23 protein-coding genes are annotated in these 22,999 nt (G+C 70.3%); 5 read left to right on the top strand and 18 right to left on the bottom strand.

What is annotated here, in order from left to right:
* Positions 1-33: 33 nt before the first annotated feature.
* A complete protein-coding gene (locus FNH24_RS23515; protein WP_152364678.1) occupies positions 34-279 on the top strand; it encodes a hypothetical protein in 246 nt (81 codons plus the stop codon).
* Complete coding sequence (locus FNH24_RS23510; RefSeq protein ID WP_152364677.1) at positions 272-616, top strand: type II toxin-antitoxin system PemK/MazF family toxin; 345 nt, start codon at positions 272-274, stop codon at positions 614-616. The genes FNH24_RS23515 and FNH24_RS23510 overlap by 8 nt, the downstream gene beginning before the upstream one ends.
* Before the next feature lie 183 nt (positions 617-799).
* Here the strand turns inward: FNH24_RS23510 and FNH24_RS23505 are convergent, their stop codons facing one another.
* Complete coding sequence (locus FNH24_RS23505; RefSeq protein ID WP_217428452.1) at positions 800-979, bottom strand: hypothetical protein; 180 nt, start codon at positions 977-979, stop codon at positions 800-802.
* Between the two features lie 71 nt (positions 980-1,050).
* Here FNH24_RS23505 and FNH24_RS23500 point away from each other — a divergent pair, with 71 nt between their 5' ends.
* A complete protein-coding gene (locus FNH24_RS23500) occupies positions 1,051-1,743 on the top strand; it encodes a DUF1707 SHOCT-like domain-containing protein (protein ID WP_152364676.1) in 693 nt (230 codons plus the stop codon).
* Here FNH24_RS23500 and FNH24_RS23495 read toward each other — a convergent pair.
* From FNH24_RS23495 to FNH24_RS23470, 6 genes are read right to left on the bottom strand one after another with little or no spacing between them, the layout of a single operon-like run.
* The gene (locus FNH24_RS23495) at positions 1,740-2,846 is read right to left on the bottom strand and encodes an LLM class flavin-dependent oxidoreductase (protein WP_152364675.1); all 1,107 of its coding nucleotides are present in this window, start codon (positions 2,844-2,846) and stop codon (positions 1,740-1,742) included. The two genes, FNH24_RS23500 and FNH24_RS23495, sit on opposite strands and share 4 nt — an antisense overlap.
* Complete coding sequence (locus FNH24_RS23490; protein ID WP_246187032.1) at positions 2,843-4,201, bottom strand: LLM class flavin-dependent oxidoreductase; 1,359 nt, start codon at positions 4,199-4,201, stop codon at positions 2,843-2,845. The genes FNH24_RS23495 and FNH24_RS23490 overlap by 4 nt, the downstream gene beginning before the upstream one ends.
* On the bottom strand, positions 4,194-4,946 hold the full coding sequence (locus tag FNH24_RS23485; RefSeq protein WP_152364674.1) for an ABC transporter ATP-binding protein: 753 nt from the start codon (positions 4,944-4,946) through the stop codon (positions 4,194-4,196). Before FNH24_RS23485 ends, FNH24_RS23490 begins: the two co-directional genes overlap by 8 nt.
* Positions 4,922-5,797 carry an ABC transporter permease gene (locus tag FNH24_RS23480; RefSeq protein ID WP_152364673.1) on the bottom strand — a complete coding sequence of 292 codons (876 nt, stop codon included), beginning with the start codon at positions 5,795-5,797 and terminating at the stop codon, positions 4,922-4,924. Before FNH24_RS23480 ends, FNH24_RS23485 begins: the two co-directional genes overlap by 25 nt.
* A complete protein-coding gene (locus FNH24_RS23475) occupies positions 5,794-6,849 on the bottom strand; it encodes an ABC transporter substrate-binding protein (protein WP_152364672.1) in 1,056 nt (351 codons plus the stop codon). The genes FNH24_RS23480 and FNH24_RS23475 overlap by 4 nt, the downstream gene beginning before the upstream one ends.
* Positions 6,846-7,406, bottom strand: coding sequence for a flavin reductase family protein (locus FNH24_RS23470; protein WP_152364671.1), 561 nt, complete (start codon positions 7,404-7,406; stop codon positions 6,846-6,848). The genes FNH24_RS23475 and FNH24_RS23470 overlap by 4 nt, the downstream gene beginning before the upstream one ends.
* 294 nt (positions 7,407-7,700) lie before the next feature.
* On the opposite strand from FNH24_RS23470, the gene FNH24_RS23465 reads away from it, so the two are divergent.
* A complete protein-coding gene (locus tag FNH24_RS23465; protein ID WP_152364670.1) occupies positions 7,701-8,102 on the top strand; it encodes a hypothetical protein in 402 nt (133 codons plus the stop codon).
* Positions 8,103-9,044: 942 nt separating this feature from the next.
* Here FNH24_RS23465 and FNH24_RS23460 read toward each other — a convergent pair.
* From FNH24_RS23460 to FNH24_RS23420, 9 genes are all read right to left on the bottom strand, one after another.
* Positions 9,045-9,470, bottom strand: coding sequence for a VOC family protein (locus FNH24_RS23460; RefSeq protein WP_152364669.1), 426 nt, complete (start codon positions 9,468-9,470; stop codon positions 9,045-9,047).
* A 90-nt stretch (positions 9,471-9,560) separates the two neighbouring features.
* Positions 9,561-10,400, bottom strand: a complete 840-nt coding sequence (locus FNH24_RS23455) for a helix-turn-helix transcriptional regulator (protein ID WP_152364668.1) — start codon at positions 10,398-10,400, stop codon at positions 9,561-9,563.
* Positions 10,401-10,571: 171 nt separating this feature from the next.
* Entirely contained in the window at positions 10,572-11,420 is an 849-nt protein-coding gene (locus FNH24_RS23450) for an inositol monophosphatase family protein (RefSeq protein WP_152364667.1), read from the bottom strand.
* A complete protein-coding gene (locus FNH24_RS23445) occupies positions 11,417-12,646 on the bottom strand; it encodes an alpha-D-ribose 1-methylphosphonate 5-triphosphate diphosphatase (protein WP_152364666.1) in 1,230 nt (409 codons plus the stop codon). Before FNH24_RS23445 ends, FNH24_RS23450 begins: the two co-directional genes overlap by 4 nt.
* On the bottom strand, positions 12,643-13,416 hold the full coding sequence (locus FNH24_RS23440) for an ATP-binding cassette domain-containing protein (protein ID WP_152364665.1): 774 nt from the start codon (positions 13,414-13,416) through the stop codon (positions 12,643-12,645). Before FNH24_RS23440 ends, FNH24_RS23445 begins: the two co-directional genes overlap by 4 nt.
* A gap of 10 nt (positions 13,417-13,426) precedes the next feature.
* Complete coding sequence (locus FNH24_RS23435; protein ID WP_152364664.1) at positions 13,427-15,190, bottom strand: alpha-D-ribose 1-methylphosphonate 5-phosphate C-P-lyase PhnJ; 1,764 nt, start codon at positions 15,188-15,190, stop codon at positions 13,427-13,429.
* The gene (locus FNH24_RS23430; protein WP_217428448.1) at positions 15,174-16,307 is read right to left on the bottom strand and encodes a carbon-phosphorus lyase complex subunit PhnI; all 1,134 of its coding nucleotides are present in this window, start codon (positions 16,305-16,307) and stop codon (positions 15,174-15,176) included. Before FNH24_RS23430 ends, FNH24_RS23435 begins: the two co-directional genes overlap by 17 nt.
* Positions 16,307-17,209 carry a phosphonate C-P lyase system protein PhnH gene (locus tag FNH24_RS23425; protein ID WP_161606283.1) on the bottom strand — a complete coding sequence of 301 codons (903 nt, stop codon included), beginning with the start codon at positions 17,207-17,209 and terminating at the stop codon, positions 16,307-16,309. Before FNH24_RS23425 ends, FNH24_RS23430 begins: the two co-directional genes overlap by 1 nt.
* A complete protein-coding gene (locus tag FNH24_RS23420; RefSeq protein WP_161606282.1) occupies positions 17,206-17,628 on the bottom strand; it encodes a phosphonate C-P lyase system protein PhnG in 423 nt (140 codons plus the stop codon). Before FNH24_RS23420 ends, FNH24_RS23425 begins: the two co-directional genes overlap by 4 nt.
* A gap of 1,145 nt (positions 17,629-18,773) precedes the next feature.
* Between FNH24_RS23420 and FNH24_RS23415 the strand changes: the two genes are divergently transcribed.
* Positions 18,774-19,976, top strand: a complete 1,203-nt coding sequence (locus tag FNH24_RS23415; protein WP_152364660.1) for an amidase — start codon at positions 18,774-18,776, stop codon at positions 19,974-19,976.
* A gap of 128 nt (positions 19,977-20,104) precedes the next feature.
* Here FNH24_RS23415 and FNH24_RS23410 read toward each other — a convergent pair whose 3' ends face one another.
* Positions 20,105-21,046, bottom strand: a complete 942-nt coding sequence (locus FNH24_RS23410; protein ID WP_152364659.1) for an aminoglycoside phosphotransferase family protein — start codon at positions 21,044-21,046, stop codon at positions 20,105-20,107.
* Between the two features lie 113 nt (positions 21,047-21,159).
* Positions 21,160-22,992 (bottom strand): phosphonate ABC transporter, permease protein PhnE, encoded by a 1,833-nt coding sequence (phnE, locus tag FNH24_RS23405; protein ID WP_217428446.1) that lies wholly within the window; start codon positions 22,990-22,992, stop codon positions 21,160-21,162.
* Between the last annotated feature and the right edge of the window lie 7 nt (positions 22,993-22,999).

Genomic DNA, 22,999 nt, shown 5'->3' with positions numbered 1-22,999 from the left:
CCGCCTAGAACACCAGAAGGTATACTGCTCGGTATGTCCGAGTCTGCAACAATCAAGGTCCCCAAGGACCTCCGGGACTCCGTCATGAAGGCCGCCCGAACGGAGGGCATGACCGCCGCGGAGTATCTCCGACTGGTCACGAACGAACATGCCCGACGGCAGCGCTTCGACCGGGTTCGAGCCGCCTACGCGCGCGCCGCCGACGCCCCCGACGATGACTACGACGACCTCACCGCCGCCTGGGACGAGGCCGCCGGCGACGGTCTGGACGATGCGTGAACTGCACCGTGGCGACGTGGTGTTCGCCAACTTCGACCCGACCCGCGGGCGGGAGCAGGCCGGACTGCGACCGGCCCTGATCATCGCATCCAACGACTACCTGGATTCCGTGCCGGCCCTCGCCATCGCTCTGCCGGTCACCACCAAGGACCGGAACTGGCCGCACCACGTGCGACTCACCGGTGCCGGACTGACCTTGCGGCGACCGAGCTGGGCGATCACCGAGCAACCGCGAACGATCAGCCGGGACCGTCTCGCCCGACGCGCCGGACACGTCGACCAGGACTGCCTGGATGAGATCGACCAATGGCTACGAGACTTCCTGGACCTTGCGTGATCCCGACCTGACTCTGACCCGCCGGATCGTTTCTCTACCTGTGGCGAGTTCCGCACCCCAAACCGGCCCTGGCTGCATCATTTCTCTACCTGTGGCGAGTTCCGCACCCCCAACCGGCCCTGGCTGCATCATTTCTCTACCTGTGGCGAGTTCCGCAAGCGCTGACAACCCGGTTCCAGGTGACTAGCGCGGGCGGCGGAGCAGGGGTAGGAGTTGATCACCGATTCGGGCGACCTCGTCGAGGTACGGAGTATCGGAGAGGACGAACTGGCTGATGCCGAGGTCGGCGTGGCGGCGCAGGATCCGGTGCGTCTTCAGCGGGTTCGTCTGTCCCCGCCAGGTCCTTGACGCGGCGCGGCGCACCGGAGTCGCGGCCGCTCTCGGGCAGACTCGGCCGTGGCGTCACTTCCCCGGCGTCATCTCAGGAGGTCGGCATGACTGATCAGCGTCCGGAAGTGCCCGCGGTATCCGTCGAACAGGCTCGCGAGGTCTGTCTCGACCTGGTCCAACAGCATTACGCGCTCGGCGACCTGAGCCAGGAGGATCTGGATGATCGGGTCGGTCTGGCGCTGCAGGCCAAGAATCATCGCACCCTGTTCGCGCTGACCTCAGATCTGCCGCTGCTGCCGCCGGCGACGTCCCCGAAGCCGCCGGTGGTGGCCGGGCCGATCGGGCGGGGTCGCCGCCTGACGTACGCGATCGTCGGCGCGGTCGCCGTCGTCGTGGCCGGGCTGGGCGGGGTCGTCGCCCTGGGAGGCATCCGGGCTTCGGCCGACCAGCCGGCGGACTACTTCTACTGCGAGGCCACCGGCAGCGAGGATCCGGCTCAGACCTGCCCGGCGGTGTCGGCGTCTCGGCTTCGGCTCGACTCCTATGCCGACCAGATCCACTCCTACCGCAGCCAGATCGAGGAGTACGTCCCGTCGAACGAACTGTTGGCCCGGGTGGAAAGTGCGGCCCAGTTGGCAGACATGGCCCAGGAGCGGGCCAGGGTTGAGGCCCTGGTCGAGGCGACGGGCGGGAAGCCCGACACGGCCGCGGTCGAGAAGCTGACCGGTCAGGTCGAAACCGCGATGCGGGATGCGGCCGCCGCCCTGTCCGAGGCGATCGCCAACGGCCCGCGCTAGTACGGCTGACCGACCTCCCGGACCTGCCTCAACCGGGGTAGGAGTTGATCACCGATCCGGGCCACCTCGTCCAGGTATGGGGTGTCGGAGAGAACGAAGTGGCTGACGCCGAGGTCGGCGTAGCGGCGTAGGGCAGTGGCGACGTCGTCGGGTGAACCGACCAGCCAGGTGGTGCCCGCGCCTCCCCCGCCGTATCGGCCAGGCGTGGTGTAGAGGCAACTGTCCAGCACCTCGCCGCGCTCGGTCAGGTCGTACAGCCGCTGCTGGCCGACGGCGCGCTTCCAGTTCCGGTCGGCCTCGCCGCCGGCGCGCTCCGCCATCGCGGCGACCCTGGCCTCCGCGTCGTGCCAGGCCTGCTCGGTGGTCGGCCGGATCAGGGTGGTGATCCGCAGCCCGAACTCCAGTGGGGCATGTTCGCGCTCCAGTTCGGTGCTGAGGCCACGAAGCCGATCGACCCGTTCCGCGATGCCGTCCAGCGGCTCGCCCCAGAACAGCTGGACGTCGGCCTCGGTCGCCGACACCCGCTCGGCCGCCGGCGAGGCGCCGCCGAAGTAGAGCCGCGGGTGCCGCCCATCCTCCGCCCGGTACGGTCCGGGCCGGACGGTCGACCCCTCGACGGTGAAGAACTCGCCGTGGAAGGTGACGTCCGGCTCCCGCCAGAGCCGGCGGACCAGCCGGAGGAACTCCCGGGTTCGGTCGTAGCGGCGGGCCGGATCGCTGTTGCCGTCGCCGTACGCGGCGAGGTTGTCGACCCCGGACACGATGTTGATCAACAGCCGGCCACGGCTGAGTTGATCAAGGGTGGCCGACGCCGCGGCAAACTGGGCCGGCTGCCAGTAGCCGGGCCGGATCGCCACCAGTGGTTGAAAGGTGGTGGTCCGGGCGGCCAGCGCGGTGGCCACGGTGAAGGTGTCCGGCCGGCCCCAGCCGGCGCCGAGCAGCGCGCCGCCCCAGCCGTGGTCCTCGACCGCCAGCGCGTGCCGGACCGACAGCTCCAGCGTGCCCCAACCGTCGGCCACGTCGTCGCCACGGTGGCCGGGCTCGACCGTGTTCGGGATGTACCAGAGGAACTCCGGGGCCTCGCCAGATCCGGTGTCGGTCATCCGGTCACCGCCAGGTCAGCGGCGGCTACCTCGGGCCGGGTCAGCCCGTAATGATCACGCAGGGTGGTCCCCTCGTAATCGGAGCGGAACCGGCCGCGCCGGACCAGGATCGGCACCACCTGGTCGACGAAGGTGTCCAGCCCGGACGGCAGCACCGGCGGCATCACGTTGAACCCGTCCGCGGCACCATGATCGAACCAGTCGATGATCGCGTCCGCGACCTGCTCCGGGGTTCCGGTGAAGGTCCGATGGCCGCGACCGCCGCCGAGCCGGCCGATCAGCTGGCGTACGGTCAACCGTTCGGAGCGGGCCAGATTGACGATCAGGGTGTAGCGGCTCTTGGCCCCCTCGATCTGATCTTCGTCCGGCAGTTCGGCCGGTAGCTGCGCATCCAGCGCGAGCTCCTCCGGCGCGACCCGCAGGGTCTTGGCCAGCTGGTCCCGGGCGTACTCCGGCCTGATCAACTCGTCCAGCTCGGTGTCGAGCGCGCGCGCCTCCGCCTCGGTGGAGCCGATCACCGGGACGATGCCGGGCAGGATCTTGATCAACTCCGGGTCCCGGCCGAGGGCGGCGGTGCGGCGCTTCAGATCGCGGTAGAAGTCCTGGGCGTCGGCCAGCGTCTGCTGCGCGGTGAACACGGCCTCGGCGTAGCGGGCGGCGAAGCTCTTGCCGTCCTCGCTGCTGCCGGCCTGGACGATCAGCGGCCGGCCCTGCGGCGAGCGGGGCAGGTTGAGCGGTCCGCGGACCCGGAAGTAGCGGCCGACATGATCGATCGGGTTGATCTTGGTCGCGTCACCCCAGACGCCCTCGGCCTGGTCGGCGATCGTCGCGTCGTCGGTCCAGCTGTCCCAGAGCGCGCCGGCGACCTCGAGGAACTCCGCTGCCCGCTCGTAGCGCTCCCGGTGGGCCGGTTGATCATCGAGGCCGAAGTTGCGGGCGGCCTCGGGGCCGGCGGTGGTCACCACATTCCAGCCGGCCCGGCCGCCGCTGACGTGATCGACCGAGGCAAACCGGCGGGCCAGGTTGTACGGGTCGTTGTAGGTCGTCGAGGCGGTCGCGATCAGGCCGATCCGGCTGGTCACGGCGGCGATCGCGGTGAGCAGGACGGTCGGTTCGAGGGTCCCGGCGGGACGGCGGCCGACGTCGCCGCGGAGCACCGGCGAGTCGGCGAAGAAGATCGAATCGAGCTTGCCCCGCTCCGCCGTCTGCGCCAGTCGTTGGAAGTGCGCGACGTCGGTGTTGGCGTACGGATCGCTCTCCGGCAGCCGCCAGGAGGCCTCGTGGTGCCCGGTGCTCATCAGGAACGCGTTCAGGTGCAGTGGTCGGGCTTGATCGACGAGTGAATGATCAGACACGGATGGTTTCCTTCAGTCCAAGGGCGGAGAGCAGTTGGTCCCGGATCCCGGCGAACGCGGGATCGGTGACGTCGCGCGGCGTGGGCAGGTCGATCGCGACCTCGACGGCGACCGCGCCCTCGTCGAGGACGATCACCCGGTCGGCGAGCACGATCGCCTCGTCGACATCGTGGGTGACCAGCAGCACGGCCGGCCGGTGCCGGTCGCAGAGCCGGCGGAGCAGCACGTGCATCCGGATCCGGGTCAGCGCGTCGAGGGCGCCGAACGGTTCGTCGGCGAGCAACAGTTGCGGATCCCGGACCAGGGAACGGGCCAGCGCGACCCGCTGCTGTTCGCCGCCGGACAGCTCGTTGGGCCAGGCCCGTTCGCGGCCGGCCAGGCCGACCTCGGCCAGCGCCTCCCGGCCCCGGCCCGCGGCCTCCTTCGGGCTGCCGCCGGTCAGGCCGAGCAGGACGTTGTCCAGCACCCGCTGCCAGGGCAGCAGCCGGGAGTCCTGGAACACCACCGAGATCTTGTCCGGGACGTCGAGGGTGCCCTCGCCCGCAACGTTGTCGTCGAGCCCGGCCAGGGCCCGGAGCAGGGTGCTCTTGCCCGAGCCGCTGCGCCCGATCAGGGCGACGAACTCGCCGTCGGCGATGGACAGGTCGATCGAGTCGAGCACCGCCCGGGCGCCGTAGCGGCGGGTCAGCCCGGTCACCCGGACCGTCGGTTGATCATGATCTAATCGGCCAGGGTGCGTCGCCATGACAGGCCCTTTCGTTGGATCAGTCGGACGATGCCATCGGAGGTCAGGCCGAGCACGCCGTAGACGACGAGGCCGACGATGATGATCTCGGTCTGGCCGTAGGTCCGGGCCAGCTCCATCATGTAGCCGATCCCGCTGGTGGCGTTGATCTGCTCGACCACCACCAGCGACAGCCAGGCTCCGGTCACCGCGAAGCGCAACCCGAGCAGGAATCCGGGCAGCGCCCCGGGCAGCACGACCCGCCGGATGAACTCCCCCCGGCCGAGCCCGAGGGACTGGGCCAGCTCGACGTACCGGCTGTCGATGCCGCGCAGACCGTTGTGAGTGTGCAGATAGATCGGGACGAAGACGCCGAGCGTGATCGTGATGATCTTCATCGGTTCACCGATGCCGAACCACAAGATCAACAGCGGCAGCAGGGCGAGCGACGGGATCGCCCGCTTGAGCTGGATCGGGCCGTCCACCAGCGCTTCGCCGACCCGGCTCAGGCCGGAGATCAACGCCAGCACCAGGCCGAGCCCGATGCCGAGGGCGAGTCCGGTCAGGGCCCGCGCGGCCGAAGTCGCCAGGTGGGCCGGCAGCCGGCCGTCGATCGTCAGTTCGATCGCGGTGGTGACGACCGTCCACGGCGCGGTCAGGATCCGCGGATCGATCAGGCCGGTGGCCGAGCCGCCGGCCCAGATCAGCAGCAACAACAGCGGTCCGATCGCGATCCCGAACGGGATCGGCCGGCCGAGGCTGAGCCGGGTCCGCGATCGGCGCGAGGTCCGCGACCGGTCCGAGGCAGCAGTCCGAGTGGGGATCCGGTCACCGACCAGGACGGGCGGATCGAGCCTGAGGTCGGTGGTCATGATCGGCCCTCCGCGGCGAAGGCCTCGGTCGCGACCGGCACGAACCGCGGGTCGTAGAGGTCTTCGGCCTTGATCGGGTCGTTGCCGGTCTCGGCGGCGAGCAGATCGATCGTCTCCTGATGGCGTACGTACACGTCGGTCAGGTCGTCCGGGATCTCGAGCTTCCCGGTGCGCTCGACCAGCCAGCGCCCGTCGGCGGCACTCAGCCCCTGGTCGGCCACGTAGTAGCCCTCGATCCACTGATCGGGATGCTCGTCGACCCAGCGCACCGCGCGGGCCCAGGCGGCCACGAACTGCCGCAGCGCGGCGGCCTTGCCCGGGTCGGCCAGCGACGACTCGAGCGCATAGACGTGGCCCGGATCGTCGCGCAGACCGTGCTGGATCGTCGCGGCGCCCTCGGCCGCATACTTGCCGAGATAGCGCTTGATCTGGACCCCGCCGATCGGCGCGATGTCGACCTGACGGGCGGCCAGGGCGTTGGCGTAGACGTCGCCGGTGCTGGGCAGTTCGATCAACTGCACGTCGGCCTTGGTCAGGCCCGCCTTGCGCAGGGCCTTGAGCACCAGTGCACCCTGGGCCTGGCCCGGCGAGAAGGCGATCTTCTTACCCCTGAACTCCTCCAGGGTGGCGGCCGCGGTGCCGGGAGCGACGCCGAACTCGTACACCGGATGGTGCAGCGGATCGACCCGGAACCGGGAGGCGATGATCTTGACCTCAAGGCCCGTCCAGCGAGCGTGGATCGGCGGGATCTCCGCCACCGAACCGGCGTCGAGGGCACCGGCCCGGAAGGCCTCGGTGGTCTGCGGCCCGCCGGACAGGTTGGCCCACTCGATGAACGGCAGCTCGTCCAGTTCGCCGGACAGCTGCAACGCCTTCTGGGTCGAGGGATCACCGATGATGATCTTGGTGTCGTCCGGGACCTGATCCGGCAGCGGAGCGTCCAGGGCCAGGGTGGCGCCGGTGCCGGATTGCTGTCCGATCGCGCAGCCCGACAGGGCCAGCGCGCCCGCGGCCAGACCGAGGAAGGAACGGCGGGAGGTGGAGCCGGTCATCGGAGATCACCGCTTCCGGCCAACGCGCCGTAGCCGCCGTCATGGTAGACCAGCGGCCGGTACGGACGCCGGACCTCGGCCGTGAGCAACCGGAGGACGACGATCTGATGATCACCGACGGCGAACCGGTGCGCGATCCGTCCGTGCAGCAGGCTGGCGGCGTCGTCGAGCACCGGCGTACCGTCGGCCAGGGTCGACCACCTGGTCGGATGGGCGAAGCGGTCGATGCCGCTGGTGGCGAAGCGCACCGCGAGCTCGGACTGATCGGCGGCGAGCAGATTGATCGCCGCGTAACTGGCGCGATCCACCACGGAAAAGCTGGAAGCGCTGTTGGACAAGGAGAACGACACCATCGGCGGGTTCAGCGACACCGACACCACGGAGGTGGCGGTGAAGCCGACCGGTGCGGACCCGGCGGCCGCGGTGATCGCGGCCACGCCGCCGGCGTGCAGCCGGAACACCGACCGGTAGAGCTCGGGGGAAACGGCAGGCTCCGGGATCGCCGGGACCAGGCTGATGCCAGGCTGCCTCGTGCCGTAAGCAGGATGGGCTGACATGAAGATACCTCTCGGTTGTGAGGGCCGGAGTTGATCAACACCGCTGCAGGTGACTTCAGTTTCACATATTCCCCAGTGGATACATAGGGAATCTTGCGATGCGAACACCTGCGCCGTCTGCTGAGACGGTTGCGGACCTCCCTACCACTGTCAGTGGCACCCGGAACGCGGTCTGGCTGGGCCGTGGATTCCCACTCAGTCTGGGAATCCGGGCCGGATCAGCCGGCCGGGGAAGGAGTGGATCATGACCGTGCTCGTCCCGATGATCATCAACCGTTTCGGTGGGTGGACACGATGACCGCAGAAACTCCGGCCGCGACGGCGCCACGGCGCAAGGTCGACCGGCGCCGCCTGTGGTTCGGCCTCGACGCTGTGGTAACCGGCCTCAACGGCCTCGGCTTTCTGCTGCTGGCCGACCGGCTCGCCCCGGTGCTGGGCGCCGCACCGACCTTGCTCTTGAGCGTCGGGGTGTTCCTGGTGCTGGTGACCGTGCCGCTGATCCTGGCCGCCCGGGCCACGACCGCCCACCCGGCCTGCTGGATCCCGGTGCTGATCAACCTGGCCTGGGTGGCCGCCTCGGTCGTCTTCGCCCTCGCCGCCCCCGACCCAACCCCGCTCGGACGCGGCTGGATCATCGCCCAGGCCCTGATCGTCGCCATCTTCGCCACCCTCCAAACCCGAGCCCTACGCCGCTGAAGCCTGGACCCACCGCTCGGGCACCGCTACGGTCCGGTGAGCTGAGCCGGGACTGATCCGTTCCCCGAGCCCACAGAACGGCCGCATGTTCCGTTCCCTGGGACGCCTGGATCCACCGATGATCTTGGATCTGCGATGTCGCGATTCCTGTTCGGGCTGGGCGTCTCTTCGTTCCCTGAGCCCGTCGAAGCTTGTTCGTTCCCTGAGCCTGTCGAAGGGCAGGCCAGCTGGTGTCTCTTCGGTTTCGGCCTGACGGCCGGAAAGATGCGCCAAGGACGGGCGGGTCAGGGCGGTTCGTCGCGTTGTGCGGCCGGGCGTCGGTGTTCACGGCGAAAGTCGCTGGTCGTTGATCCCGACCACAGCGCAACCGGCGCCCGGCCGGAGGTTCCGAGGAAACGCCGCAACCGGCCCGTCCTTGGCGCGTCTTTAGTCTCGGCGTGCACCGAGCGGACTTGTCGGGCCGGGCCGACCTCAAGCGACCGAAGTCTGCCGGCAGGGTCCACGCGATGGGGCAGACCGGATGGTGCCGTTCTCGCGGAGCTTCGGCCTGACGGCCGGGAACGACGCGCCAAAGAACGGGGTTAGCGGTCGGCGGGGAATCGCGGCCGGGTACCGGTCGGCGCACAGTCGATGATCAAGCAGACCCCGACGTCCGGCGAGGTGCGGATCCCGGTGGAGCACGACTCGGGGCGCGGTCTTACCTGCCCTTCGACAGGCTCAGGGAACGAACCCCGAGTCCGGGCCAACGCAACCCCACTCAAGCCGTTCGCCGCTGCGCCACCGGCGGATCCAGACTGGATCTGTCGAGGCATGTCCTGAGCCTGTCGAAGGGGCCAGCCCATGATCACCATCGCCCTCCCGAGCTCAGGGTTTGAACAGCACGACAGAGAGCGCCGTCGCCACGAGCGATCGTGGCGACGGCGCTGTGCGTACAGCCGAGGGTCAGGCGTCGACGACCGCTTCGCCCTCGCTGAACTGCTCGACATACTCCCCCTGCGGCGGAATCGGGGTGATCACGTCGATCAGCACCCCGTCCGGTCCCTGCAGGATGAAGTGCCGCTGGCCGAAGTCCTCCGACTGCAGCGGCCGGGCGATCGAGGCGCCGCGAGCGGTCAGGTCCTGATGGACGGCGTCGACGTCGGCCACCTCGAGATTGATCAGCACGCCGGCGGCCGGCGTGCCGCGGAACCCTTCCGGGATGGTCGGATGGTTCGGGTCGAGCAGAGCCAGCTCCCACAGTCCCTGCCGCAGGCTGACGTACCAGTCGGCGGCGAACGTGGTCTCGAAGCCGAGCAGGTCGCGGTAGAACGCCGCCGCCGCGGCGACGTCGGCCGACATCAGCACCGGGTAGACACTGGTGAGTTTCATGATCATCTCCTCCAAGGATGGTTCGGACCACCCACGATGGCGTCTCGGCCGCCGCCGCTCCAGACCGTGAGTTGCCTGCCACTGTCAGGGTCAGGCAGACCCGCGGCGACGCTCCAGCAGGGCCGCGGTCGGGCTGCCCGGCTCGGCCAGGAAGGCCAGCAACCGCAACTCGTCGTGGCCGACCGGGCTCAGCACCAGGTCGGACAGCTCCAGCGGGCCCAGCGTCGGATGGGCCAACTGGACCCCGCTGAGCGGCCGGTCCCGGACCGGATGCCGGTGCCAGAGCTCGACGAAGTCCGGGCTGAGGTCGCTCAGCTCGGTGATCAACGCCCGCAGGCCGCCGTGCGCCGGCCACCGGCCGGAGGAGTTGCGCAGCCGGCCGACCAGGTCGGTGGCGACCTCGGTCCAGTCGGTGAACAACTCCCGATAGGCCGGGTCGACGAACAGCAGCCGGATCCAGTTCGACTGCTCCGGCTCTCGTACCGGCAGGTCGAACGGCAGGTGGCTGCCGAAGATCAGGTGGCAGGTCCGGTTCCAGCCGAGCAGTTCCATGGCCGACCCGAGCACGGCGGTCGGGACCGGGTCCATCGCGTGGATCAGACGCTCCACTTGGGGATCGAGCCGGCCCGTCCGCGGATCGGGCTCGGCCGGAGCGACGCCCGCCAGCCGGAACAGATGGGCCCGTTCGTCGGCGTCGAGTTCGAACGTCCGGGCCAGCGACTCGAGCACACCGGCGGAGATGACGCCGGCCGTGCCCTGCTCGATCCGGGTGTAGTAGGACGTGCTGACCTGGGCCAGCAGCGCGACTTCCTCCCGGCGCAGCCCGGCCACCCGGCGGCTGCCATAGCTGGGCAGGCCGCGATCGTCCGGCCGCAGCCCCGCCCGCCGGGCTCGCAGGAACTCGCCCAAGTCCACTCCGGTCCGCGCCATCGCCTCTCCCCTCCGGTGACCGAACGGGAGCAGCGTGCCACGAGCGGCGGGGGGCCGGGGCGGATTCCGGCCGAACTGTCGGCAGAACAAGAGGGGTTGACCGAAATCCAGCGTCCGTTCACCGAATCGGCCGGTTGCCGGTCGTTTTCGCGAACCGTCGCCGGATTCCGGTCACCTGACGACGACGGGGTCGGCCGGCCCGGTGGTTCGGGACCCTTCGTCTCCGGCCCTGATCTCAGTGACGATCTCCGCCGCCAGTTCCTCCGTCGCCGCGACCACCCCCGAGTAGCGCAAGGTGAGGTCATGATCGAAAACGAGCGGCCGGCCGAACGCGTCGCCGACGAAGCCGCCGGCGGCCGGCATGATCACCATCGCCGCGGCCAGGTCGACCAGGCGGTGGGTGTCGGAGCCGGGGTCGGCGAAGGCGTCGATCGCGCCGGTCGCGACCAGCATCGCCTCCAGGCAACTGGAGGACAGGATCCGCACCCGGCCGGCCCGGCGGGAGAGCCGGAGCCAGGTGTCGGCCGTGTCGCCCCGCGCGCCGACCTTGGGCCGCAGCATCGACAGGGCCCGGCCGGCGAGCCGGCGCGCACCGCTGGTCCGGTACGGCACCGGCCGGCCGACCCGGGCCGAGATGGTCCGGCCGGTCTCCAGCCAGCAGGTCAACGCCTCGACCGGCCGGCCGTCGTCCAGCAGCGCGGCCGAATAGCAGGACAGCGGTACGCCGGCGGCCGCGTTGGCCGACCCGTCGACCGGGTCTACGACCAGGGTCAGCGCGCTGCCGCGGTCGACGAAGCCGGCCTCCTCGCTGAGCACGTTCACCCCGTGGCCGCGTGCGACGTCGAGGATCCGGGCCTCGACCAGGTCGTCGATCAGCATCGTCGGCGTACCGTCGGCGCCGATCCGCGTCTCCGCCGACAACTCGTCCCGGCCGTACCGTCGCTGCGCCTCGGCCAAAGCGTCGGTGGCGGCCCGGCAGGTGTCGGCCAGGGCCGGATGCACGCCGGCCAGTCCGGTCACGGCCGGCTCCGGTCGGCACCGCTCTTGAAGGTGGTCAGCACCTGCGGCCAGCCCGGCCCCATGTCGTCGACCAGGGTGAGATCGGCGAGCAGCCCCGGCGCGATCCGGCCGCGGTCGCTCAGGCCGGCGACGGCGGCCGGTCCGGCGGTGATCAACCGGACCGCGGCCGGCAGCCCGATCGTGCCGGATCGGACCAGCGTGATCACCGCCCCGAGCAGCGCGCTCGGCAGGTAGTCGGAGGCGAGCGCGTCGACCAGGCCGAGCCCGATCAGCTCGGCCGCGGCGACGTTGCCGGAGTGGGACCGGCCGCGGAGCACGTTCGGCGCGCCGGCTACCGACGTCAGCCCCAGATCCTTGGCCCGGCGGGCCGCCTCGAGGGTGGTCGGGAATTCGGCCGTCGTCGCGCCGCGGTCGCGGAGCTCGTCGATCGCCGCGGCCGTGTCGGGATCGTGGCCGAGCAGCCGGATCCGCCCGGCCCGGGCCAGGTCGCCCAACCAGGCCAGGTTGGCGTCGCGGACCGGTTCGGTCCGTGCGGCGTCGGCGAGGATCTCGGTCACCCGTTCCTCCGCCGCCGCCCGCTCCATCCCGCCGTCGCCGATGATCGCCTTGATCAACACCTTGGGATCGGCGTACTGGCCCTGGCCCGGCGTGTGATCTTCGTGCGACACCAGCGGCACCTCGCCCGCCGGCAACCCTTCCAGCCGGCGCCGCAGCAGTGCCGCACCACCCTCGGAGCGGATCGCGAACCGGTGCAGGATGCGGTGATCGATCCGCCGGGTCCGGTGCGCCTCGACCGCCGCGCACAGCTCGAGCGCCAGCTCCGGTGATCGTTCCGTGCCGCGGGCCGCCTTGTGCTGGAATCCTGCACCGTGGAAGATCGTCGTCACCCCGGCCGCGACCAGCTTCGCCTCGTACGAGGTCAGCGCGAAGTCCCACGGCAGCACGGCGTTGGAGCGCGGCGCCCGCTCCTTCTCCAGCGCGTCGCTGTGCACGTCGATCAGGCCGGGCAGCAGCAGCCGGCCGCCGGCGTCGAGGTCGCCGGGCAGCACCCGCTCCACCACCTCGGCGATCAACCCGTCCCGGATGATCACGCTGGCCGGGTCTGTCACTCGGTCCGCCAACACCACCCGCGCGTTGCTGATCACGTACGAGCTCGGCGGCGTGGCCACCGGCCAGCCGGACTGTTGATCTTGGCCGGTGGCTTGTTGATCAAGTTCGAGGGTCATCCGTACGTCTCCTCCGTTGCCTCCGCGAGCGCCCGATGGCCCGCCGCCAACACCGTGTCCGGCGGGCCGTCGGCGATCAGCCGCCCGCCGTCCAACACCAGCACCCGATCCGCCATCCGGCGGATGATCGCCAGGTCGTGATAGACCGCGAGGACGCTGACGCCCTGCCCGGTCAACCGCTCGATCACGGTCAGCGCCAGGGCCCGGTTGGCCGGGTCCAGTGCCGACACCGGCTCGTCCAGCAACAGTAGCCGGGGCGGGCTGACCGTCCCCGCGGCGAGGTTGACCCGCTGCCGTTCGCCGCCGGACAGCAGGCTGCAGTCGACGTCCCAGAGCCGTTCCGGCAGGCCGAGCAGCCGGAGCGAGGAGGCCGCGGCCACCCGGGCGGCGTCGAGGCCGAGGCCGCGCCGCTGGGCCGCGGCGGCGACCAGCCGGAGCGGGCCCTGCCGGGGCGGCGCGGCCAGGAACTGGGACACGTAGCCGAACTCGCGACCACGGAGCCGGGCCATCTGCCGGTCCGGCAGCGCGGTCAGCTCGAGCTCGCCTGACTCCGTACGCAAGCGGACGCGGCCGGCATCGGGCAGGTAGTTGCGGTAGAGACAGCGCAGCAGGCTGGACTTGCCGGCCCCGCTGGCCCCGGCGATCGCGAGGTGTTCACCGGCCGCGAGGGTGAACGAGACCGTGTCCAGCGACCGGACCTGGCGGCCGCCGATCGCGTGCAGGGTGAAGGTCTTGGTCAGGTCCCGGACGGTCAGGATCGGATCGGTCATCCCGCTCCTCTCAGTGCTTGGCGGCGGCGACGAGCCGCTGCGTGTACGGATGGTGCGGGTCGGCGAACAGCTGGTCGGTCAGGCCGGTCTCGATCACCCGGCCGTGCCGCATCACCAGCGCCCGATCGGTCAGCGCGTCGATCACCGCGAAATCGTGGCTGACCACGACCACCGCGATCTCCCGCTCGGCCAGCAGTTCGCGGAGCAGGTCGAGAACGCCGGCGGCGACGGAAGCGTCCAGTCCGGTGGTCGGCTCGTCCAGCAGCAGCACCTGCGGATCGGTGGCCAGCGCCTTGGCGATCTGCACCCGCTGCCGCATGCCGCCGGAGAACTGGCCGACCACGTCGTCCATCCGGTCCGTCGGCACCTCGACCCGGTCCAGCAGCTCGGCGGCCCGGTCTCTGATCGCGTGGTACGAGCGCCAGCCGGCCGCGGTCAGCCGGTCGGCGACGTTGCCGCCGGCCGAGATGCCGAGGTCGAGCCCGGCCGCCGGATCCTGGTAGACCACGCTCAGGGTGCCGATCCGCAACGTCCGGCGTCCGGCCGGATCAAGATCAAGAGCGTTGGTCCGGCCCTGGTCCAACGCGCCCAGGAAGACCTCGCCCTCGGCCTCCGACTCGTCGCCGATTAGGCAGCGCATCACGGTCGACTTGCCCGAGCCGGACTCCCCGATGATGCCGAGCGCCTCGCCCGGCGCGACGTCGAAGCTCACCTCGGCTGCCGCGACCACCTCGCTGGAGCCGCGATAGCCGCGGTAGGTCTTGCCCAGGCCGGCGACCTTGATCGACCATTCCTCGCCGGGAGCCGTGACGCCGGCCGGCGGGGCCTGCCAGGACCTCCGTTCGGTCGCCGCCGTGGCCCGGACCCGGCGGGCCGGATCGGGCAGCAGGTGCAGCGGCGACCGGGCTCGATGATCATGATCGGCTTCACCGGCGCGGACCTTCAGGCACCACTGCACGTCCGAGCAGAGGAAGTCGCCCGAGCTCGTCTCGACCAGGAAGGTGTCGTCGGAGCCGCACAGGCCGCACCGGCTGCCGGCCGTGTATTCGACCTCGAACGGCACGTCGGTGAAGGTCAGCGGCTCGACCTTGGTGTGCGGCGGCACGGCGTAGATCTTCTTGTCCCGGCCGTGGCTGAGCAGGGTCAGATGATCACTGTCGTGCAGTCGCGGGATGTCCCAGCGCGGGATCGGGCTGGGCGCCATCAGATAACGATCTTGGACCATGACCGGATAGCCGGCGCCGCCGCTGATCACGCCGTTCTGCGCCAGGCTCTCGTACAGGCCGACCCACATCTTGGCGTAGTCGCCCTCCGCGTGCCGGCGCTTGCACTCGTAGACCGACTTCTCGACCTTGCGCAGCGGCTCGGACTGCGGCACCTGCAACACCAGGATGTCGTCGCCGTCCAGCGCGTCCTCCGGCACCCGGTGCCGGGACTGGACGATCGTGGCGTCGAGGGTGTCGGCGGTGGTCCGGCAGCGCAGCGTGCCGGCGATCAGCCGGCGCAGGTTGACCGCGTTGACGCCCTCCTCGTCGCCCTGGTCGATCACCTTGACCGAGTCGTCCGGGCCGCCGACCGCGAGCGTGACCTGCAGCCCGCCGGATCCCCAGCCCCGGGCGACCGGCATCTCGCGGGAGCCGAACGGGACGATGTAGCCGGGCACGCAGACCCCGGACAGGCAGGCCCGGCGCACCTCCCGCTTCGCCTGCTCGTCCATCACCACCGGTGCCCGGTCGGCCGGCTCGTCGATCAGTTGATCAATGCTCGTGATCATGATCGCAGTCCTCTTCCTGGTCGATGGCGGAGTTGATCAAGGTCCCGGCCTCGCCGGCCGCCGCCTCGGCCCGTTCCAGCTGGGACCGGAAGGTGACGTAGTGCGGCAGCTTCAGGTGCTCCAGGAAGCCGCAGGACGCGAGGCCGTCGGTGGTGTGGAGCAGGATCTGGTCCAGCCGCTTGCCGCCCTCGGTGCCACGGAACCGTTGCGCGGCGCAGTCCAGGCTGGCCATCGCGATCGTCTTGCGTTCGTTGTGGCCGAGCGCCATGCCGTAGCCGACGTCGAACTTCGCCGCGTCCTCGCCGCGCTCGGTCAGGTGGGTGATCGCCTCGGTCTCGCTGACCCGGATCCGCCCGATCTGCACCGGGTTCCCGGTGTGCGGATGGCGCACCCGGACCGGGATCCGGCCGTGCCGGACCTCGCCCAGGGTGACCGACTCGTCGGTGTAGCCGTCCGGGCCGATGATTGACTGATACCAGATGTTGATCAAGCCACCGGTCTCGGCCAGCGCCATCGCCGACAACAGTGCAGAGCGCTCGGCCGGCAACTGCGGTGCGACCAGCGCCAGGTCGAACGGCTCCGGGTCGGCCGGGTCGCTCCGGTCGACCAGCACGCCCCGGTCGGCGAGATAGTCGCGGTAGCGGCGGAACGGCTCGTCCGGCTCCGGCTCCGCCTGATCATGATCAACGGACTCGATCGGCTCGACGGGCAGCGGCGGCTCGCCGCCCAGATGGATCAGCCGGGCGGTGTAGTCGACCGTCTCGCCCAGCAATTGCGGGCCGTCGGGCTTGCGATGCGCCGGCACGATCCGGCGCAACAACTCCAGCTCCCGCGGCTGCACCGGTTCGGAGTACGCCAGCCGCGGCAGCGTCGACCGGTGGGCGCGCAACAGGTGCACCGCCTCGGCCGCATCGCCGCCGGCCTGAAGGAACGCGGTCGCGGCCGTCGGAGGATCCCACAACCCGCCCTCGCCCATGATCTTGTCCAGCGCGATCGGGAAACACTCGATCACCTGATCGACGGTGATCACCCCGTCGAGCAGCGACCGTCGCTGCAGCACCAGCCGCTCGGCCGCGATGATCGCCTCGGTGCCACCCTTGTTGGTCCCCGCGTACATCAGCCGACCTCGATCCGGGTGGTCCGGGGCAACCCGGTGACCGTACCGTCGTCGGTGATCAAGAGAACGTCGATCCCGGCCGGGAACCCCTCGATCAGCTCAGCTCGGGCGGTGAAGAATTTCACCCCGAGCCCCGCGACCATGATCATGGTCGCATCCTTGATCCCCGGCCCGGTCAGCGTCAGCCGCAACTCCTCCGCTGACACGTTCGCCCCCTGACCCGCCTGCCCGATCGTTCCTTGATCCATTGGCCCGACCACGACCTGAGCCCCTTGCTCGATCTCCTGAGCCGACCACTCGGCCGCTTCCCGAGTCCTGCCCTCATCCGCTCCCTGAGCCGACCTACCGACGTCTCCCCCGGCCGGCCGCTTGTTCGTTCCCTGAGCCGCTGGTTTCGTTCCCTGAGCCGCTGGTTTGTTCGTTCCCTGAGCCGCTGGTTTGTTCGTTCCCTGAGCCTGTCGAAGGGCAGGCCCGGTTTCGCCCCGCACGGCACCGACCCGCTGACAGAGCATCGCCCCGAACTCCGGCGACCACGCACTGCCGATCGGCAGTCGTACCAACTCACCGCTGTCCGCCAGCGCCAACGCGAACCGCGCCTGCTCGGGGTCGACCAACCGAGCTCCGGTAGCGGTGGCGACCCGCCGGGCCAGGCCGCTCGCCGCACCCAACCCGGCCAGAGGAGCCATCAGGTCGGTCAACGCGAGCGGCGCCAAGGCGACGGGCGGCACCCCGGCGGGCAGCACACCGATGGGCAACGCGTGCCGGGTGCCGGGCCGAGCCAGGGCGTCGAGGCAGGCCCGGAACACCCGCTGCGAGGTGTCGGCGCTGAGCGCCCGCAACACCGGCCAGTCGGCGTCGGCATCCGACGGTACGGCGGAGCGGGGATCGGCGATGAGCGTCACGGGATCTCCTCGAATTCGACGATGGACGGGGCCAGCCGGGCCCACTCGGCGGCGCGTTCGGCCTCCCGGCGCGCCCGGCCCTCGCGGCACAGATCGATCACCCGGGTCGCGTACGGTCCGGACGAGACGACCTCCGCGTCACAGATCGCCGCGGCCAGTGCGGCCCGCCGATCGGCGCCCATCCGCATCCCCCAGCCGAGCTGCCCCCGCAGACTCACCTCGGCCGAGCACGCCAGCACGTCGGCCAGAATGAACCGCTGCTCGGCCACCGGCTCCCGGACCTGGGTGACCACGCTGCCGACCGTCGGCGGCCGGGTGATCATCAGCTCGGTCTCGCCGGCGATGCACTCGTCCGCCAGCGCGATCAATCCGGACGCCTCGATCATGCTCAACTCGGAGCAGAGATCTTCCCTACTCATCGCTTCCCTGGTAGGCAATCCATCCATCGGGCCTCGATCCTCAGCAGGTTTCACTGTCGTGATCGAGCCTGCAACGCCGGACCGGCAACAGAATCGCGCCAACCTGACCGCCCGATGAACACCCCCCGAACACCACAGCCTCTTGTCACCGCCCACTCCCCACCAGGAATGCCCGACGGCCTCCACGCCTCGGTCCCTCCGCCTCCAACCGGAGAGGCCGATCCCACCCTCCGCCGAGTTGTCAGAACTGAGTTGTGCTCTGGGGCTACTCAGTTCTGACAACTCGGCTGGAATTGGTCCTCGACGTCACCGCCTCGATGATCGCGCGCCGGGAAGGTGCCCGGGTTCCCCTCCGCCCAGGAGATGGTCGACAGCACCTGCGGCCCGGGCCAGCCGCCCCCGACCGCACCCGCCGCCCTTCGCCCCACCACCTCGTGCCTCGCCCCAGCTACTGGTGTCGCGGAGCCGGAGAAAGGGAGCGAAGGCCAAGCAACGTGATCAGCCCGCCCCGGCAGGGACCGGCCCACGCTCCACCCCCGCCGAGTTGTCAGAACTGAGTAGCCCCCTGACACAACTCAGTTCTGACAACTCGGCCAAGTGATCGGCAACGTCGCCGATTCCGCGACCCCGACCCGCCCCACACCCTTCGCCTCACCTCCTCGTGCTTCGCCCCTGCTACTGGCGTCGCGGAGCCGGAAAAAGGGAGCGAAGGCCGAGCAGCGTGATCAGCACGCCGGGCAGAGAGTGTGTCCGGCTCCAAGCCCTCCGCCGAGTTGTCAGAACTGAGTTGTGCTCTGGGGCTACTCAGTTCTGACAACTCGGCAGGAGTTGGTCCTCGGCATCAGCGCGCCGCTGATCGCGCCGGGAAGGTGCCTGGAACTTCCTCCGCCCAGGAGATGGTCGACGGCACCTGCGGGTCGGGCCATCCGCCCCCGACCGCACCCGTCGACCTTCGCCCCACCACCTCGTGCCTCGCCCCAGCTAATGGTGTCGCGGAGCCGGAGAAAAGGGAGCGAAGGCCAAGCAACGTGATCAGCCCGCCCCGGCAGGGACCGGCCCACGCTCCACCCCCGCCGAGTTGTCAGAACTGAGTAGCCCCCTGACACAACTCAGTTCTGACAAGTCGGCGTGGTTAGGGTCGGCGCATGGGGATCGCCGACGACGTGAACGATGGGCGGGTCTCGGCTCGGTCGGGGGTGGAGGTCGCGTTGCGGGCGATGGCTCGGCTCGATGTCGATCTTCACTTCGTGGCCGAGCCGTGGCACGAACTGGCCCGACGGCTGGCCGGCGCGGTCGATGATCGACCGCCTGGGCGACGGGGCGAGCTGGCCGGGGTGCCGTTCATGATCAAGGAGGGGACCGGGCTGGACACACCGGTGGTGGAGCGGTTGGTCGCCGCCGGAGCGATTCCGATCGGCACGACCACTCGCCCGACTCCCGGCGCCGTCTCCCAGTCCTGGGGTTGGAACGGGCGGGACCACACCCGGAATCCGTGGCGGCTGGACCGCTCGCCCGGCGGATCGTCGGCCGGCTCGGCCGTGGCGGTCGCCGCCCGGGTGGTGCCCTTCGCGACCGGCGGCGACAGTGCGGGATCGTTGCGGATCCCGGCTGCATTCTGCGGTGTGGTCGGGTTCAAGGGCACCGTCGGCCGGTTGCCGCGGGGTGCCGGGCGCGGGCTGGCCCAGCTCACCGGCAGCGGCGTGATCGGCGCAGGCATCGACGATGTCGTCATCGCGACCCGAGTGGCCAGCGGCAGCCACCCGAACGACTCGACGGCCCTCCCCCGTTGGGACCCGGCGACCACCCCCGTCCGGCGGCCGCCGCGTGTCGCCTTCTCGGCCGCCTTGGGATATTCCAGCCCGGATCCGTCCGTCGCCGAACTGGTCCGCGCTCGGGTGGCGGAGTCGGCGCGAGCCGGTCTGGTCGAGCTGGTATCGGTACGGGCCGAGCTGGCCGATCCGGAGCGGGCCTGGCTGTCACTCTATGCACTGGACCAGGGCCGGCCGGTCGATCATGAAGATCTGACAGCGGCACTGGCCTCTCGTCGCGAGTTGGATCGGGCCCTGGCCGAGATGTTCGCGGAGATCGATGCGCTGATCACACCGACGACGCCGCAGACCGCCTATCCCTACCTCGAGTATGAAGATCATCTGCCGGCCTGCCAGCTGTGCTGGGCCTTCAACCTCTCGGGCCACCCGGCGATCACGGTCCCGATCGGACTCCTCGACGGCCTCCCGGTCGGCGCCCAGGTCGTGGCGCCGCCGCATCAGGACGACGTCGCCATCCAAGTCGCCCGCCTGATCGACGCCTCTCCCCTGATCCCACCCGACCGGCCGACTTCTTCGTGATCTGGGCGCACGCCGCCCTGGAATCCGACCACCAGCGCGCCGCTCCCCTTCGATCTTGCGGCGTGTCGCGAGTGTCGGAGCGGCTGGCGGTCGGATTCCAGGGGACGCCGGCCGCAACACCCTGGTGATCACTTCCGAAGGCGGTGCACCAGCCGAGCCGTCCAGAGATCTCCCTGCCAAGCATCCGACTCCGCCGAGGTCACGCCTTCCTCGGCAGCCGCCACGGCGTCCGTGATCAGCCGCACGAACATCCAGGCCTTCACCCGCTCGGCTTCGACACCGAGCAGCCCGCAGAATCGGCTGATCACGCGGTCCCACTCCACCGCCGGCTCGGCCAGGTCGCCCTTGCGGAACAGGAGGAACTGCACCGCGTCATAAGCCGGATCCCCCAACATCGGCAGCGGGTCGATGGCCAGCCAGGGCTCACGCTCCGCGGCCAGGATGTTGTCGTGGTGGAAATCACCGTGCAGCAGCACCTCGGCGGTGCCGCCCGCCGACAGCGCGGCCAGATCCGCGATGGCCGGCTCCAGCCATCGCCGATCGAATGAGCCTTGAAGCCGTTCGAATCGTTCCGGAAGCTCCCGAGCCAGCCGCGCCGCCCGATCGGTCAGTCGGTCGAACGTCCCGGGCGGCGGCTCGGCGCCGTGCAGACGGTCCAACATCGCGACTGCGACCAGGTCCGCCTCGTCGGCGTCCCCCGCCCGGGCGAGAGGCTCCCCGGGCACGCATCGCTCGATCAGCAGGGCGCCGGTCTCGTGATCATGCTCGAGCAGCCGCACCGCTCCCGCCCCGGCCCAGACCCGGAGTGCTGCGGCCTCGGCCGAGCGGACGCCGGCGGCCAAGGTGCCCAACTCGATCGTGACCGGCAGCGGCACCTTCAGGGCCACGGGTTCACCGGCCCGATCCGCCGCCACGACCAAGGACACGTGACACTCGTCGAACGGCTCGCCGAGCCGCACCGACCAGTCAGCAGCGAGCCGACGGCACAGCTCCGGCAGGGTCGCCAACCAGGCCTGGCCCGCCGTCGTCAGCGACGCCTTCGCCCGCAGCCGAGCTGGAAGCGTGATCATGCCGCCATGATTCACCGATCCCGACGGCCCGGCCACCCAACCAACCCCGACTTGTCAGACTCTCACCGGGCTATAGCGTGGTGAGAGTCTGACAAGTCGGGGTTGGGGGCGGGTCAGCTGACGCGGTGGCGGACCCAGAGGGCGAGGGCTTCGATGGCCAGGATCACCACCAGGATCATGATCATGCAGCTGGTCACGACCTGGTAGTTGAGCACCCGGTTGGCGTTGGTCATGTAGTAGCCGATCCCACCGGCGCCGACTACGCCGAGGCTGGTCGCGCCGCGGACGTTGACGTCCAGCTGATGCATCACGTGCGACACCACGGACGGCGCCGCCTGGCGCAGGGTTGCGGCGACGAAGACCTGCGGGCCGTCGCCGCCGCCCGATCGGACCGCGTCCTGCACCGCGAGGTCGGTCTCCTCGATCGAGTCGGCGATGATCTTGCTCAGGAAGCCGACCGCGCCGAAGGACAGGGCCAGAGCGCCGGCAACCGGGCCGAGCCCGGTCAGGACGACGATGCAGATCGCGATGATCAGGTCGGGGAATGCGCGGACGCTGACGATGATCACCCGGAAGAAGGTCGCGATCCCCGGTCGCGGGGCCACATTCCGGGCGGCCAGGATGCCGACCGGGATGGCGGTCACCAGGCCGATCAAGGTCCCGGCCAGGCCCATCTGCACGGTCTCCAACATCGCCGCGAACAGCTTGTCGCCGATGCCGCCGAGGCCCGGCGGGAGATACAGCGACATGATGTGAGTGGCCTGCTGCAGCCCGCCGGCGAGCTGTTCCGGGCTGATCTGGGCGCCGGCCAGCGAGGCGCCGATCACCACCGCCGTCAGCAGGTACGAGATCGTCCGGCGGATCCGGTCCCCCGTCCACGGCGGACTGATCCGTCGCTGGTCCGAGGCCCCCGACCCGATGCCTTTCGACCCGATGCCTCTCGTCCCGATGCCACCCGTCCCGACCGCTGTCGATCCGGAGCCACCGGACCCGGTGCCGCGCGGCCCAGCATGGCCGGTGCCGCGCACCCAGCCTCCGGAGTTGCGGTCGGCACGGTCGGTGAGGCGGCGGAGCCAGGCCAGCGGTGATCGGCGCGGCGCGGCGCGGCCGAGCAGGGCCATCCGGATCAGCCCGGAGACCACCTCGGTGATCAGACAGATCACCAACAGGATCATCGCCAGCGCCAGGCCACGCCGGTAGTTCATGGTGTTCAGGGCGCCGGCGATCTCCAGCCCGATCCCGCCGACGCCGACGAAGCCGAGGATCACGGAGCCGCGCAGGTTGATGTCGAACCGGTGCAGCGCCGTGGCCACGAAGGCCGGGCCGAGGGGCGGCAGGATCGCGCCGGTGATCTGCTGCAGCTTGGTCGCGCCGGTGGCCCGTAGCGCCTCCCGCGGGCCGGGGTCGAGTTCTTCGATCGCGTCGGCGTACAACTTTCCCACCATGCCCACCGAATGCAGCCCGAGGGCGAGGACGCCGGCGATCGCACCGAGGCCGAAGATGCGCAGGAAGAACATGGCCAAGATCAACTCGGGCAGCGCCCGGGCGATCACGATGATCAGCCGGGCACCGCCGCGGGTGACCTGATTGACCGTCGTGTTCCGTGCCGCCAGCAGGGCTACCGGGATGCTGAGCAGCACCGACAGCACGGTGGCGCAGACCACGATGGCCAGCGTCTGGCCGACCATGGTGATGATCTCGCCCAGCGGCGGAAAGTCCAGCGGCACCACCCGCGCGAGGAACGCCACCGCGTAGCCCAGGCCGTCGGTCATCGTCGCGAGATTGATCTTGAGGTCGATGATCGACCAGATCGCGGCGCCGAGCAGACCGAGCAGCACGAGGTTCATCGCCCGATGACCGAACGGCGTCGCCGGCCGGGACGGGAACTCGGCCGGCGGCCGACCGGCACCGCGGCCGGGCCGCACCGGAGTCTCGGTGACGGTCATCGCGGCG

The sequence above is a fragment of the Microlunatus speluncae genome (assembly GCF_009299835.1).
Lineage (GTDB): Bacteria > Actinomycetota > Actinomycetes > Propionibacteriales > Propionibacteriaceae > Microlunatus > Microlunatus speluncae.
The sequence above is the reverse complement of the archived record's forward strand: the minus strand, read 5'-3'. Positions and strand labels throughout refer to the sequence as shown.

Excerpts from the sequence above, each read along its gene's own strand:
- FNH24_RS23410 (WP_152364659.1), bottom strand. The coding sequence starts at position 21,046 with ATGATCACGCTTCCAGCTCGGCTGCGGGCGAAGGCGTCGCTGACGACG.
- FNH24_RS23470 (WP_152364671.1), bottom strand. The coding sequence starts at position 7,406 with ATGTCAGCCCATCCTGCTTACGGCACGAGGCAGCCTGGCATCAGCCTG.
- FNH24_RS23455 (WP_152364668.1), bottom strand. The coding sequence starts at position 10,400 with ATGGCGCGGACCGGAGTGGACTTGGGCGAGTTCCTGCGAGCCCGGCGG.
- FNH24_RS23445 (WP_152364666.1), bottom strand. The coding sequence starts at position 12,646 with ATGACCCTCGAACTTGATCAACAAGCCACCGGCCAAGATCAACAGTCC.
- phnE (WP_217428446.1), bottom strand. The coding sequence starts at position 22,992 with ATGACCGTCACCGAGACTCCGGTGCGGCCCGGCCGCGGTGCCGGTCGG.
- FNH24_RS23460 (WP_152364669.1), bottom strand. The coding sequence starts at position 9,470 with ATGAAACTCACCAGTGTCTACCCGGTGCTGATGTCGGCCGACGTCGCC.
- FNH24_RS23415 (WP_152364660.1), top strand. The coding sequence starts at position 18,774 with ATGGGGATCGCCGACGACGTGAACGATGGGCGGGTCTCGGCTCGGTCG.
- FNH24_RS23515 (WP_152364678.1), top strand. The coding sequence starts at position 34 with ATGTCCGAGTCTGCAACAATCAAGGTCCCCAAGGACCTCCGGGACTCC.
- FNH24_RS23465 (WP_152364670.1), top strand. The coding sequence starts at position 7,701 with ATGACCGCAGAAACTCCGGCCGCGACGGCGCCACGGCGCAAGGTCGAC.
- FNH24_RS23475 (WP_152364672.1), bottom strand. The coding sequence starts at position 6,849 with ATGACCGGCTCCACCTCCCGCCGTTCCTTCCTCGGTCTGGCCGCGGGC.
- FNH24_RS23510 (WP_152364677.1), top strand. The coding sequence starts at position 272 with ATGCGTGAACTGCACCGTGGCGACGTGGTGTTCGCCAACTTCGACCCG.
- FNH24_RS23435 (WP_152364664.1), bottom strand. The coding sequence starts at position 15,190 with ATGATCACGAGCATTGATCAACTGATCGACGAGCCGGCCGACCGGGCA.
- FNH24_RS23420 (WP_161606282.1), bottom strand. The coding sequence starts at position 17,628 with ATGAGTAGGGAAGATCTCTGCTCCGAGTTGAGCATGATCGAGGCGTCC.
- FNH24_RS23440 (WP_152364665.1), bottom strand. The coding sequence starts at position 13,416 with ATGACCGATCCGATCCTGACCGTCCGGGACCTGACCAAGACCTTCACC.
- FNH24_RS23485 (WP_152364674.1), bottom strand. The coding sequence starts at position 4,946 with ATGGCGACGCACCCTGGCCGATTAGATCATGATCAACCGACGGTCCGG.
- FNH24_RS23500 (WP_152364676.1), top strand. The coding sequence starts at position 1,051 with ATGACTGATCAGCGTCCGGAAGTGCCCGCGGTATCCGTCGAACAGGCT.
- FNH24_RS23430 (WP_217428448.1), bottom strand. The coding sequence starts at position 16,307 with ATGTACGCGGGGACCAACAAGGGTGGCACCGAGGCGATCATCGCGGCC.
- FNH24_RS23480 (WP_152364673.1), bottom strand. The coding sequence starts at position 5,797 with ATGACCACCGACCTCAGGCTCGATCCGCCCGTCCTGGTCGGTGACCGG.
- FNH24_RS23495 (WP_152364675.1), bottom strand. The coding sequence starts at position 2,846 with ATGACCGACACCGGATCTGGCGAGGCCCCGGAGTTCCTCTGGTACATC.